This is a genomic window from uncultured Parasphingorhabdus sp. (assembly GCF_963975555.1).
In the GTDB taxonomy this organism is placed as follows: Bacteria; Pseudomonadota; Alphaproteobacteria; order Sphingomonadales; family Sphingomonadaceae; genus Parasphingorhabdus.
The window spans coordinates 1014534-1027330 of the sequence record NZ_CAXBHH010000001.1; the positions used below are offsets into that span (position 1 = coordinate 1014534).

At 55.1% G+C, this 12797-nt stretch carries 15 protein-coding genes and 1 tRNA gene; 4 read left to right on the forward strand and 12 right to left on the reverse strand.

The window, feature by feature from the left end; genetic code table 11:
- Positions 1-17: 17 nt before the first annotated feature.
- A complete protein-coding gene (locus AAC060_RS05060) occupies positions 18-545 on the reverse strand; it encodes a LuxR C-terminal-related transcriptional regulator (protein WP_339823574.1) in 528 nt (175 codons plus the stop codon).
- 510 nt (positions 546-1055) lie between these two features.
- Between AAC060_RS05060 and AAC060_RS05065 the strand changes: the two genes are divergently transcribed.
- Both AAC060_RS05065 and AAC060_RS05070 read left to right on the forward strand, forming a co-directional pair.
- The gene (locus AAC060_RS05065; protein ID WP_339823575.1) at positions 1056-1187 is read left to right on the forward strand and encodes a hypothetical protein; all 132 of its coding nucleotides are present in this window, start codon (positions 1056-1058) and stop codon (positions 1185-1187) included.
- A gap of 1 nt (position 1188) precedes the next feature.
- Positions 1189-1365 (forward strand): hypothetical protein, encoded by a 177-nt coding sequence (locus AAC060_RS05070; RefSeq protein WP_339823577.1) that lies wholly within the window; start codon positions 1189-1191, stop codon positions 1363-1365.
- Between the two features lie 41 nt (positions 1366-1406).
- Here AAC060_RS05070 and AAC060_RS05075 read toward each other — a convergent pair whose 3' ends face one another.
- From AAC060_RS05075 to AAC060_RS05085, 3 genes are read right to left on the reverse strand one after another with little or no spacing between them, the layout of a single operon-like run.
- Positions 1407-1604 (reverse strand): Trm112 family protein, encoded by a 198-nt coding sequence (locus tag AAC060_RS05075; protein WP_339823579.1) that lies wholly within the window; start codon positions 1602-1604, stop codon positions 1407-1409.
- Positions 1601-2221 carry an LON peptidase substrate-binding domain-containing protein gene (locus AAC060_RS05080; RefSeq protein ID WP_339823581.1) on the reverse strand — a complete coding sequence of 207 codons (621 nt, stop codon included), beginning with the start codon at positions 2219-2221 and terminating at the stop codon, positions 1601-1603. The genes AAC060_RS05075 and AAC060_RS05080 overlap by 4 nt, the downstream gene beginning before the upstream one ends.
- Entirely contained in the window at positions 2218-3126 is a 909-nt protein-coding gene (locus AAC060_RS05085) for a tetratricopeptide repeat protein (protein WP_339823582.1), read from the reverse strand. Before AAC060_RS05085 ends, AAC060_RS05080 begins: the two co-directional genes overlap by 4 nt.
- 221 nt (positions 3127-3347) lie before the next feature.
- Between AAC060_RS05085 and AAC060_RS05090 the strand changes: the two genes are divergently transcribed.
- Positions 3348-3422 (forward strand) — tRNA-Gly (locus AAC060_RS05090).
- Between the two features lie 156 nt (positions 3423-3578).
- Here AAC060_RS05090 and AAC060_RS05095 read toward each other — a convergent pair.
- Complete coding sequence (locus tag AAC060_RS05095) at positions 3579-3923, reverse strand: hypothetical protein (RefSeq protein WP_339823583.1); 345 nt, start codon at positions 3921-3923, stop codon at positions 3579-3581.
- Positions 3924-4473: 550 nt separating this feature from the next.
- On the opposite strand from AAC060_RS05095, the gene AAC060_RS05100 reads away from it, so the two are divergent.
- Positions 4474-6822, forward strand: a complete 2349-nt coding sequence (locus tag AAC060_RS05100) for a TonB-dependent receptor (protein ID WP_339823584.1) — start codon at positions 4474-4476, stop codon at positions 6820-6822.
- Positions 6823-6904: 82 nt separating this feature from the next.
- Here the strand turns inward: AAC060_RS05100 and AAC060_RS05105 are convergent, their stop codons facing one another.
- The 7 genes from AAC060_RS05105 to AAC060_RS05135 all read right to left on the reverse strand — a co-directional run bounded on the left by AAC060_RS05105 (position 6905) and on the right by AAC060_RS05135 (position 12668).
- Positions 6905-7426, reverse strand: coding sequence for a nuclear transport factor 2 family protein (locus AAC060_RS05105; RefSeq protein WP_339823586.1), 522 nt, complete (start codon positions 7424-7426; stop codon positions 6905-6907).
- Entirely contained in the window at positions 7426-8175 is a 750-nt protein-coding gene (locus AAC060_RS05110) for an SDR family oxidoreductase (protein ID WP_339823587.1), read from the reverse strand. Before AAC060_RS05110 ends, AAC060_RS05105 begins: the two co-directional genes overlap by 1 nt.
- Complete coding sequence (locus AAC060_RS05115; RefSeq protein ID WP_339823590.1) at positions 8175-8738, reverse strand: nuclear transport factor 2 family protein; 564 nt, start codon at positions 8736-8738, stop codon at positions 8175-8177. Before AAC060_RS05115 ends, AAC060_RS05110 begins: the two co-directional genes overlap by 1 nt.
- Positions 8739-8764: 26 nt before the next feature.
- On the reverse strand, positions 8765-9649 hold the full coding sequence (locus AAC060_RS05120) for an SDR family NAD(P)-dependent oxidoreductase (RefSeq protein WP_339823591.1): 885 nt from the start codon (positions 9647-9649) through the stop codon (positions 8765-8767).
- A gap of 78 nt (positions 9650-9727) precedes the next feature.
- Positions 9728-10699 (reverse strand): helix-turn-helix domain-containing protein, encoded by a 972-nt coding sequence (locus AAC060_RS05125; RefSeq protein ID WP_339823594.1) that lies wholly within the window; start codon positions 10697-10699, stop codon positions 9728-9730.
- Between the two features lie 71 nt (positions 10700-10770).
- Entirely contained in the window at positions 10771-12141 is a 1371-nt protein-coding gene (locus AAC060_RS05130) for an MFS transporter (protein ID WP_339823596.1), read from the reverse strand.
- Positions 12138-12668 carry a nuclear transport factor 2 family protein gene (locus AAC060_RS05135; RefSeq protein WP_339823598.1) on the reverse strand — a complete coding sequence of 177 codons (531 nt, stop codon included), beginning with the start codon at positions 12666-12668 and terminating at the stop codon, positions 12138-12140. The genes AAC060_RS05130 and AAC060_RS05135 overlap by 4 nt, the downstream gene beginning before the upstream one ends.
- Between the last annotated feature and the right edge of the window lie 129 nt (positions 12669-12797).

The window sequence follows — 12797 nt, forward strand, 5'->3', positions numbered from 1 at the left end:
ACCAAATTTACAGAGAATTAGCTTAGGCTGATCAACCGGCTCACAAGCATCGCTGCGAGACAGACAAAGGCGAATGCGAAGGCTAGTTTGACCGACAGGTCAGCGATAGCCCAGATCCGTGCTCCCTTGCTTAAATCATTACCCAATTCTCCCTGCTTGCGGAACGGCACAGACAGAGGTGGATTGGGGGACGTTGCATAAGACTGGTAAGTCGCCTGCATTTCCTTGACCCTATCCCGGTCCGGTGACGCTGCCTGTTGTCCAGGCAAGGGATAAATTGCGTCGGAATGAGGCTTTGGGACAATCCCAATATTCTTGGGCACAAAAAATTTGGGAGCGATACCCTCATGGTCAGCCAGCATGCGCGCAGCCGCTTTGCTGCTTGTTACCTGCAGTTTTTGGCGCGCTGACCGCAAACGTTCGTTAATAATATTGGGGGTCACATCGCTAACCTGAGCAGCGGTTTTGGCGTCATGACCCTGCAAAAGGAGGTGGAGTGCCTCTTTTTCCTTTTCGTTCAGGTCATCGCAAGGCGTACTGGTCATCCGTCATTCATAAATCAGGCAGGGCGATATTGCAAAAAAGATCGACAAGATAAATTCTATCCGGCGTGATGCGGTGGCTCCGAACCAGTTTTGGCCCTGATTAAATGGGGTAAAATCAAATGTTACCGCTAAAAATAGTTAAGAAAAATCGCCTGATCTTCGGCCCTGTGAACGGATTTCTGCCTGTTTTCCGGCAATGGTGTTAACCTGTTACCCTATTTCCGCATAGTGAAACGGTTTGAAACTCGAGAACGCCATCCGATCGGCGCATAACCAATGGCGTTCGGTTGGAAGCTCCGGGCAATGGTAGGAGGAAAATGCGGTGAGATGGTTCCGGTCCCCCTGGATTCAGATCCGCTTTTTCTGAGCAGCCATTGGTCAAGCGAATGGAATATTCTGGTCAATATTCTCTCGCTGCTATTGGGCTCCCATCCGAACTAAATGAAGTGGTCGGTCCCGATGCACTTCGTTTAGATTATCTATCCGGGTCGATCGACCTTCTCCCAAGAAATGATCGACCCGGAAAAGATAGCCGCCGCCTTCGCGAATTCGACTGAATTTGCTTTATCATTTTCAGGATATGGCTTCGAGCCGAAAAATTTGTTTGGTGGCCAGCAAAATTTTGCGGCCAATAGAGATTGAATTGGAAAAAATGAAACTTCGTAAATTAAATCTGAACCGAAGAGAAAAAGAACTGATTCTGGGGAATTTCGTGGCCTGGGGTTCCATCGTCACGGCCTTGACTCTGGCAATTTCTTTGGCCCCGAGCATCGCTGCCGAAGAAGTCCAGGCTGGCGGAGCAGCGTCTGACGTCATGTAATCTGACACCCGCACCATTGCGTCAGACGTAGCGATGCGTTTCTATAATTTACGCGCTTCTTCAATCAGCATCACCGGAATCCCGTCTCGGATCGGATAGGCCAGGCCCGCCGTTTCGCTGATGAGTTCTTGCGCTTCGGCATCATGGACAAGCGGCCCGCGACTTATCGGGCAAACCAGTATTTCCAGCAGCTCGGGATCAATTGCCCGCTTTCCATCGGTTGCTGACTCATTGGTCATTGTAACGTGACCCGATCGTCGTCGCCATCCTGGCGGCCGAAAAATTCCAGCAGCTGGATGATCATCTCGGCGCGATTGGCCAAGCCATCGACCTCAAGCAGGGCCTGTTTCGAGGCGGCGTCGAAAGGCGCGATCTGTGCGATACCGTTGACAAAGGCCGTGTCGTCGAGTCGGCCGATACTGTCCCAATCGACCTGATAACCCTGCAGGTCGGCAAATTTCCGCGATTCAATCTCCAGTGCGGCGCGTTCGGCGCTGGCCAGCACCTCGTCCAGTTCCTGATCGTCTTCGATTTCAGCTCTTACCTGGCGGAATGCAGTCGACGCGTCGATTTCTTCGACAATGCGGAATCGGGCCACACCTTCCAATACGACATTGAAGCGGCCGTCATCCAGCGCCTCGATATCGATGATCTTGCCGAGGCAGCCGATGTCGAACAGGGCAGGGTGCTTGCCCGCCTCCTTCGGCTGGACCATTCCGATCTGCCGGTCGCGGGCCATCGCATCGTTGATCAGCGCACGATAGCGTTCCTCGAATATGTGCAACGGCAGATGCATGCCGGGAAACAGCAACGCGCCCGACAATGGGAATATAGAGAGCCGTTTGGTTTCACTCATCCGAAGAGCACAGCGCTGAGCTTGCGGCGGGTGGCGGCAACCCATTCGTCTTCAAGACCGACCATTTCAAACAGCGACAGCAATTTCAGACGGGCCGCACCGTCGTTCCATTCCTTGTCGGCGGCGATGATGGATAGCAGATGCTCGGCGGCAGCGTCATGGTCACCGGTGGCGATAAGCGCGCTGGCGAGGTCGAATCGTGCCTGATGGTCTTTGCCATTGGCAGTTACAGCCGCCTTCAAGGCTTCCAAAGCACCGGCATCCGGTTTGTCCTTGGCGAGTTGCAGGGTTGTCTGCGCCCGTTCGATCGCGGGGTCGCTGAGCAGCTCCTCCGGCAATCCGGCGAGCGCCGCTTCTGCTTGCTCTATATGGTCAGCCGCAACCAGCGCGCGAATCAGTCCGCCGACGGCCTCGACATTATCAGGCGCCATGTCGGCGATCTGCGCGAAAATCCCGGCAGCACGCTCGGCATCGCCTTCACCCAGTACTTCTTCGCCCATGGCGAGCAAGGGCGCGACATCCTGTTCGGGTTCCGCTCCGCCACCAACCGGCAGCTTCTCGAGCAGTTGGTCTAGCATCGAGGATAATTGGCTCTCGGTGCGTGCGCTGGTCAGGTCGGCCACCGGCTTGCCCTGGAAAATCGCATAGACGGTCGGGATCGACTGCACCTGGAATTGCGCGGCGATAAACTTGTTCTCGTCGACATTGAGTTTCGCCAATATAACGCCGCGATCCGCATATTGCGCCGCAACCTTTTCCAGCACTGGCGTCAGTGCCTTGCACGGCCCGCACCATTCTGCCCAGAAATCGAGGATGACGAGCTTGTCCATACTGGGCGTCACGACTTCCCGCTGGAAAATCTCTACCGCTTTTTGTTCTTCGACTGTCAGTCCTGCTGTTGCCACATCATGCTCCTGTTATGGCGCCGGACCAATGCCCGGACCCGCGCCCAAATCGTTAATCTTGTGGACATTATGTGGGGTCCGGCGCGTCAATACCAAGGATATTTTTGCATTTGTATTGAACTAGTGGTTGATTGGGGCTTGCGGGGTATAAAAACCCATGCTAACCGCGCGCCTCAACTGCTGCTGACCAAGTGATTACCCAAGTGTCGCAGCAACGCCGAGCGGGCGTAGCTCAGGGGTAGAGCACAACCTTGCCAAGGTTGGGGTCGAGAGTTCGAATCTCTTCGCCCGCTCCAGTTTTTCGGTTAAAGCAAACATGCGGCGCATGTTTGCCCGAAAAACTCCCGACCGTAAGGAAGGGGCGATCACCCAAACACCTCTCAGCACTATCACCCCGCGAGTTTCCTGTTCCGGGAAAATCGACTGTTGGGCGGGCTAGGCAATTTACAGCTTTATTCAGTCGCCCAGCTAAACACAGCGTTGGCAACGTCTGTTCGAGGTTCCTCGTCCAGGGCACGGGCCCACTCCAATGTCGCGGCCCATTTATCGAGCATGGCAATCAAGCCGTCCGCATCCTTCGTGTCAGCATGGGCATCTGCCAAATCGTAGCGGAACGAAATCGCAATGGAGGCTAGTGATCCCGCTTGGCCGTATAAATCAGCAGCCGCCGTCCGGTCGCCCGCAGCAGCACGCTCAAGGGCTTGCTCGCGCAGTCGCGAAGCATTGGCAATAAGGCCGGAAATATGATCAATCATAAGATAGCCGGATTCGGTGCTTAATTGTGCTGAACGAGTCATGACAATCCCACTATATCCCTCCGTCCGTAAATGCGCCCTTGTCGGGATTATATCGGTTTGGTGATTATTGTGTCCGCAGCGAAAATTGCAACCGATTCGATGTCCAGTGCAGGCCATTGTGGGAAAGCCGATATTTCGGACCAGTTTGCGATACGGATGTATCCGCCTGCCGGATCATCATTCTGTGTTCACCAGGCTATTGTATATAGTGCTTTGTGCTTCAGTCAGGCTTGGTTTCTACGCCGGGCTGAAAAGCAGGGCGTGGAATGTTCGGGCAAACCCTCTTTTGATCACTGCTCCTACGCCCTCAAAATTCCCGTTATCAGTTTCGGGTCTCCCGACGTGTCCACATCAAACGCGGCTTCTTTGAGCGGGAGCCTTTCCGCCCCATTTGTGCGCCATATTTGATCGGTGAATATTTGACGGCATCGAGATGCGAAGAATTTCGCTCGATCAACTAACTTGCATTGACGTACCCACTTCGCTAGTTTAACGACCCTGAGAAGATAGTTCGGTTGCATGTATGACCGGATATGATGGGAGAGAGCATATGAATTTATTTAAAACATCGAGTCATTTTTCAATAGCAATCTGTTGTTTTGCGTTCCCGGTGGTGGCCCTGGCGCAGTCCGCTGGAGCGCCGACCCAGACCGAAGTGCAGGCCGAACCGGCAGCGCAAGCGGGTTCTAATATGCAACTCGATGTCATTGTTGTGACGGCGCAAAGGCGAGATGTAAGCGTGCAGGATACGTCAGCGGCGATCTCGGCTTTCTCGTCTGAAGGACTCGAAGCAGCCCGGGTTCTCAGTTTCGAGGATCTGGCAGGCGCAGCGACCTCTTTGTCGTTCACTGCATTGTCTCCGCTCGATCAGGAATTCAATATTCGCGGGATCACCAACACCCGGCTCGATTCCCCGACTGCCGATCAGTCGATCGGTATCTTTACCGATGATGTCTATGTCGGCCGCTCCGGTCTTTTCAATTTTGACCTTTACGATATCGGTCGGGTCGAAGTGGTTCGCGGGCCTCAGGGCGTTCTCCTGGGCCGCAACGTCGCCGGCGGTGCGATCAGCATCTATAGTGCGCGTCCGGAATCAACTTATGGCGGAAGTCTAAACGCGTCTTACGGCAATTATGATGAAAAGCTGGTAAAAGGACATATCACCGGACCACTCAGCGACAGCGTCAATGGCCGGTTCGCGTTTCAGGTACGCAATCGCGACGGATTTGGCCACGATGTTGCCCATGACGTCGATCTGGACAATGTCGACAGCGTGCAGATGCGCGGACAATTGCAATATCAGCCTTCAAATTCCAATTTCAGCGCGCTCCTTATCGCCGATTATACCAAGGATAGCTCAACCGGAACACATTCGGTGGCTATAGATGGTCCGGCCGCCGGAGCCGGCCCGTGGAGCACGGCGCGGGCACAAGTGGCTGCCTTGCGTCCTGAAGGACTCTCGATCCGAGAAAGTTTGCCTGACTGGCAGACCTACAAGGGCGACGCGGACGCGACTCCCCAGCAGCTCGACCGCGAAGCCTGGGGTCTGACGCTCAACCTCTCGAACGAGTTCGAGGGTGTCGGTACGCTTACCAGCATCACCGGCTATCGCAGCGGCAAGGCGTTCAGCCAGTATGACCAGACCGGCATCGGGCCCAGCAACAGCTACGGTATTACCTTGCCGCTGCTGTTCCGGTCTCCGGTTCGCGAAAGTGAAGATATCAAGCAGTTCACGCAGGAAATCCGGATGGTCTCCGAGCAACCGGATGATCGCGGGTTCGACTGGATCGTCGGTGGCTATTTCCAGCATGACAACGTGGAAAAGCATGACATTATCGCGTTCGAAATCGCAGTGCCGGCAATCCCGACCCTGAGCGGCCAATCGCAATGGGATAATGAAGGCGAAAACACATCTTATGCGCTGTTCGCACAATTGGGTTACCGCTTTAGCGAGCAGTTCCGGGTTGTCGGCGGCTTGCGGTGGTCGCGTGATAAAAAGAGCGGTACGGTCTCGGGTCTGGCACTGGAAACGGGCGACAAGTTCACGCCTAACGATCCGGTTCCGTCAGCCCCACTTGCGGCGAATTATGTCGAAGGTGGCGGCTATACCACCGATTATTCCAACCATTGGGCACAGTTTACACCGCAGATCACTGCCGAATTTAAGCCGAATCCTGACATAATGCTCTATGCGACCTATTCGACCGGTTATAAGGGTGGCGGGTTCGAAGACGATCCGGCTAATGCTCTGGCAGCGCAGAGCAGCTATGATCCGGAAACCGTCAACAGCTATGAAATCGGCGCGAAATTCGATCTGTTCGATCGTCGTGCGCGGCTTAACGTTGCTGCCTTCTCGATGCGCTACAAGAATCTGCAGGTCACCCAGACGTCGCAGATTTGTCTGTGCAACATTACCGACAATGCTGCCGACGCGAAGATCATGGGCATCGAAGCGGAAGCGCAAATTGTTGTGTTTCCCGGTTTCAATCTGAACGGCGCACTGACTTGGCTCGACACCAAATATCTTGAATTCACGGATTCGGTCGGCAATGTGAATGATGGCAAGTTCTTGCAGCGGACACCGGACTATCAGTTCAATGTCGGTGCCAGCTATGTTACCGATCTCGGCTCGTGGTCCGACGGTTTCGCGGCCAATGTGAGCTATAGCCATCAGGGCAAGATGAGCTGGAGCCCGGATGGGTTGGCGAACGAGCCAGGTTATGGAACGCTGGGCGGAAGGGTAACGATCAGCCCGACGCGCGACCTGTCTTTCTCGATCTGGGGACGCAACCTGACCAACAAGCTCTATCGTACAAACGTGATCGCGTTCTTCGGTGATGAAATATCACGCCTCGGTGCACCGCGAACTTACGGTGCGGAAATTGCGGTTAAATTCTAACAGCGATTAACCGGAAAATAAAAAAGGCCCGTAGTGATCTACGGGCCTTTTCTTGTCTGGGGAGGTTTTGGTGAAACGCTGTCTAAAATCTGGAGTAGGTCAGATCGCCTTTGCCTTTTTCTCCGATAATCATTCTTGGATCTTCGGGATCGAACAGTCCGAGACACCAGCTTTCTGAAATCGGATCATCCCGGTTCCAGTCGAGGGCAATTTTTCGATGCAAAATGCGCCATTCGTCTTCGCGCTTCTCGAATTTGTCAAAGATGCGTCCGCCGGTCATCGTGTCCCACGGTTCGCCGTCTTTCTTGAACCGCGCGAATGTCAGCACATAGCTCTCGACCCATGCGAGATCGTCTTCCAGCTCGATATGGATATTGCCGACATGATGCATCATCACGCCAGCGTTTTGCAGCCGTTCGATCGCACCATCAATATAGGGTCGCGCCGGTCCGCTGTAATTGCTGCCATGTTCTTCGATGGCATCATCCCAGTAACAGCTGTGCAGCAACGGCCCGTCCGCACGATCAATCGCGCGGGCATAGCGCATGATAACGTCGGAAATATCCTGTTTGGCGATAACCGTTTCGATCGTATTCTTGTACATTAGCTGCGTCCTTTATGAAGTGCATCGACCATCGCGCGTTTGATCGTATGGGGGTCACGGGCCAGAAAGGCGCGCACCGATACCGAATGTGGATCGGTATCATGTTCGTCGATGCGATGTTCTACGGCGAGGATGCCGGCTTTGCCTATCGTCCGGGGAGAGCTTTTCTCCTGCCATGTGACATGGGAGGCCATGCGCGTGTCGACCGAACCGACAATCAGTGCCGAGACTTGGGTGCCCTGTGGTTCCAGTTCGGCGCGAATGCAATCAGAGGCCGCACGGGACGCAAATTTCGAGGGGCTATATCCGCCCATATTGGGAACTGCGATAATAGCACCTGCGGACAATACGTTGACGATTGCGCCGCCGCCATTGGCTTTCAGTATCGGTGCGAAAGCACGGCACATCGCGACCACACCGATATAATTGGTTTCGATTTCCTGCCGCATTGCGGACATGTCATCCGCGCCCATCAGGGTGACGTTATTAAAGGCGCCGGCATTGTTCACCAGCAGATCCAGATCCGTACATTGTGCGGCAGCTTTTGCAATTTGCTCGCTGTTGGTAACGTCCAGCTCGATCGCTACCAGCCGGTCCGGTGCCGTTTGTGCCAATTCTTCGGCGTCGGCCAATTTCCGAGCGGCGATAAAGACCCGTTTGGCACCGGCATCGAGAAGCTCTTCGACAAAGCCTTTGCCAATCCCGCGATTTCCGCCGGTGACCAGCGCTGTACATCCTTTGACTTTCATTATATTCCTCCTTTGTGGGCGGCCGGGCTGTCGTCACGCAGCCAGTCGCCATATAAAATATCGTTCGGCTTTTTCGCGCCTCTGGTCAGCTTGGAAGGGTCGGGGGCGATTTCGCCACGGCCCCAGCTTTCCAGCAGCGGCATTTCGTGATTCCAGTCCCAGGCGAGGCGGCGATGAGCGATTTTCCACGCGCCGTTGCGGCGTTCAAAACGGTCGATGACCCGGGCCATGGTCAGGTTGTCATAGGGATTCTCCACCTCTTCTCGGCGGGAGAATGTCAGGAAATAGCATTCGGTATAGGCTTTCTCGCCGTCCAGCTCGATATTAATGTTGGTCACAATATGCGACATGCGCGCCGCGCCCGGTAAAATCTTGCGCAACATTGCAACATATTTGCTCGCCGGCCCATAAAACGTACCGCCGTGATCCTCTATTGCATCGTCATGATAAGCCGCCGCGATCAGGTCGGCATCCCCGCGGTCGGCTCCGCGGGCATAGTTGACCAATATGTCGTATATCTCTTCCCGGTCGAATAGTTCCTCTACGGATTTTGGCCGTACCATTGTGACATCACTCCTGTTCAAGATGTTTAATTTGCGGAACCGGGCTTGGCGCGCTGGAAGAAACCGGCGAAGGCCGCTTCGGCACCGAGATATTCCTGTCCGCCTTCCGTTGCGGACAATCGTTCGACGTTTTCGCCGAACCAGTCGGCGGTGGCACCGGGGGTGCCGCCGCCCGTTCCTTCAATCGCTGTCGCCCGGCAGAAATAATCGCCGCCCGCGATCCATGTCTCGCCCGTGCGTTGGCATTCCGGACGGGAAAGCCAGACCGCCGCTGCCACTGCCTTGTCGGGGTTGAGCGGTTCGTTGAGTTCTTCCCCCTGGGCTGCGGTCATATTGGTTGCGGCATAAGGGGCGAGAATATTCACCCGTATCGAAGTCTGGGCCAATTCATCGGCGAGTGTTCGGGCATAAGCGATCAATGCGCCCTTGGACGCAGCATAGGATGCCCGCCCCCTCACGCCGTATAGGCCAGCCGAAGAGGCGATGAACAGGACACGACCGGCGGGGGAGGCCATCAAATGGGGCAGAGCGGCATCGACAAGCGCGGTGTTGGCGTGAAAATTAATCTCCATCACCGCCCGGATATCGGCATCGGTCAACGCCCCGACCTTTGCCGCAGGTCCCGTTATCCCAGCGTTCAGAACCAGTATATCCAAGCCGCCCCATGTCTCGACCGCGTGGTCGATGATGTTTTGGGCTGCGCCATTACCATCCACCGCATGGTCCATATGGCTCGCCGTAAAACCCTCTGCAATCAAGGCGTCGGATATTTGTCTGGCAGAGCTGGGCTGCCCTTCATGGCTGCGATTGTTGACCATCACGCTGCAGCCATCCAGTGCAAGTCCGCGGGCAAAAGCGGCGCCCAGCCCTTTGCCGGCGCCGGTTACCAATGCTGTTCTCTGCTTTTCCATATACCCTCTCCGGCTTTTTCAATTTATTAGCCGAGATGGTATGATAATGAAAGTTATTAGTTCCGCTAGGGCAGGTTGTCAGGAGGCCGCCCGGGATATGGAGTCGGTGCCCAAATCAATCCCGAGTTCCGGATTGCAGTCGATAATCCGGTAACTGACGTCGCGGAAGGAAACCGGTTCCTTGCACTCCGAGCAGATGACTTGCGGGTTGAGATCATGACCGCATTCTTCGTGGGTCAGCAACAGGGGCGGGCCTTCGGGCGCGACGAAATATTTGTCACCCCATTGCATCAGCATCAGCAGTGCATGGTAATAATCCACGCCCTTGCGGCGCAGACGATATTCATAGCGCGGCGGATTGTTGTTATACTGGCGTTGCCGGATCATTCCGAAGTCGGTGAGCCACGCCAGACGCTCTGACAAAATATTGGTGGCAATCGCGGTGTCGGCGCGAATATCGTCAAACCGGTTCACACCGGTATAGATGGATCGCATGATCAGGCTGCCCCAGCGGTCTCCCATGATTTGCGCTGCCTGATCCATCAGGGAAGTGGTATTGCTCATGCTTTCGCGGCTTTTGCGGCGGCGGCTGTAAAGCGGTTTCATCCAGCCCAGGCCCGGGCCTTCGCTCCACGTCACACGGGTGGGATTAATTTCCTCGTGGCAATGTCCGCATGCCGGAACGGGATCGAATGTCTTGCCGCAGTTCCGATGTGTCAATTCCACACCGATCTTGTCCTCGACCTGCCATTTCTTTTCCCAGCGCAGCAGCATCAGGCCGGTCCAGTATAGACCTTGGCCCATTTCGGTCATCAGATATTCGTAGCGTGGCGGGCTCTCGCAGTAGAGTCTCTTCTCCATCAGGCCGGCCTTGACCAACCGGCCGAGCCGATCGGAAAGCAGCGCCTTGAAAAGGCCAGTGCGCCGCCGGAATTCGTCAAATCTTTTACCACCCAGCAAACTGACTTCCAGAATCAGAAGGATCGGGACGTCGCCGACCACCTCCAGAGCACGCCAGATTGAACAGGAACGGATAAGTTTCTTTTCCATACCTGCTTTATAGGCGCAACACTGGCCATTTGTCTATCCACGCACCGCGTTTCGTGCTGGATCGAAAAGAATCAGTTCTTGTGCGTTCGAATGTTCCTGGCTGCGATAAACAGCAAGATGGCTCCGGCAATATAGCCAAAGGGAGCAACAATCGCGATCGCATATCGGATCCCCGATTCGAACGGGAAGAAATTGTCTCCGATTACCGCGGTAAGCGTTGGTCCCATTCCCAGTCCGATAATGTTGATCACAAACACATAGGCCGCAGAAATCGTCGCGCGCATGCGATTGGGCACCAGTTGCTGGATGATCGAGGGCGCTGCACCGACGGCCACTGCCGCAGCGGTAAAGAAGAGGACGAATGCGACGGACATCAGGATCTTATTGTCGAGCAGCGGGAAGGCCGCGGCTCCGAATATCCCGATTACCGTCATCCACGCGCAGAATTTGAGACGCGATTCAGCTGTTCCGCCGCCGATCCGGTCCATGAGGGCGCCGCCGCCGACCATGCCGATCAGGCCGCCGATGATGAGCAGCGATCCCGATAACCAGCCGGCATCGGCAAGGCCCATGCCGAAAGAACGAACCATCATCACGGGCAGCCAGGAGATCGAACCGAGCACCGAGAGGTTGATCATGCCGACAGCCAGAAAAATGCACCAGAACAAGACCTTGTTTTGCTTCAGATACTGGATAACCGCTGACATCGGAACTTGACCGGTAAGATGCTCCTCTCCCGGAGTGACGCGGCGTACCGGTTCGGGCAGCAGCAGGAAAACGCAGGCAATGAATACGCCCGGCAGGCCGGCAATGAGAAACGCTACTTGCCATGACTTGATGACGCCGAGCACGGGAACCGTGATGGCTTCGGCATTGGCAACCGCGGCGATAACCACCGCTCCGATCATGAACGCGAGACCCGCCCCGATGGCCGAGCCCAGGCCATATATGCCCATTGCGAGACCCAGTCGGTTTTTGGGGAAACTATCCGAGATGACGGAATAAGCGGCAGGCGAGAGTACGGCTTCACCCACTCCGACGCCCATGCGGGCCGCGAAAAACTGGAAGAAATTGGTGACCGTGCCACATAGGACTGTCATCCCGCTCCACACCGCAATGCCAAGCGCCACAAGCCGCATTCTGGGGGCCCGGTCAATCCATCGGCCGAGGGGTATTCCCGCAATCGTATAGAAGAGAGCGAAGGCAAAACCTTGCAGAAGGCTGACCTGTGTATCCGTAAGCAGCAGATCTTTCTTGATCGGTTCAACCAGCAAGCCAATCAGCATCCGGTCAATGAAGGAGAAAATATAGGCGACGAAAAGCGCCGCGACTATGCACCAGGATAACACGGGGCTGGGATAGGGCGCCTCGCTGATATCGGTGCGGCCGGGAGCAGCAATGTCGCTGCTCCCGGCCGCTTCAGGCTGTTCGTTCAAATTCACGCGGACGGATCGAAGTCGTCAGACAATCCCAGGGCTTCGATCAGTTCGGCGCGGTCATAATATTCCCGCCAAACGCTCACCTTGTCACCCTCTACTTCTAGGATACCGACAACCGGCACTTTGCCCTTGTGACCCTTGTATGTGAATTCGTCGGTCCGTTCGATGACAACAACATCACCGATGCGGCCGATATTGTGGATATGAAGGGTGATTTCCTCAATGCCTTCGCCCAATGCGATGATGCGGGCACGAATGGTTTCGCGACCGACAACCGGATCCAGCATCATTGAGTGGAGTACGCCATCTTCGGTGAACAAATCGCCTACTTTGCTCCACTGCCGCTCGTTCCAGGCTGTGATCATTTCTTCCACAACGGCGATTTTGGGGTCCTGGGTCACGGTGGTTTGGTCCTTTTCTGCTGCTTCGTGGGATTGCGCGGAAATCATGGTGTCCGCAGCGATGGCTGGCGACAGGACCAATGGTGACAGTCCGACTAAAACGGGTAAAAATAGCTTGCGCAAATTCATGATATCCTCCAGTAGGTATTGTTATAAAAGTGATGCGTGTGACATTCGGTTGATCGTGTCAAGAAAAATACTTGGACTGGTTTGCGCCAAATTCATGCCGGGCCAGAAACGTGAAAAATGGAAATGAAG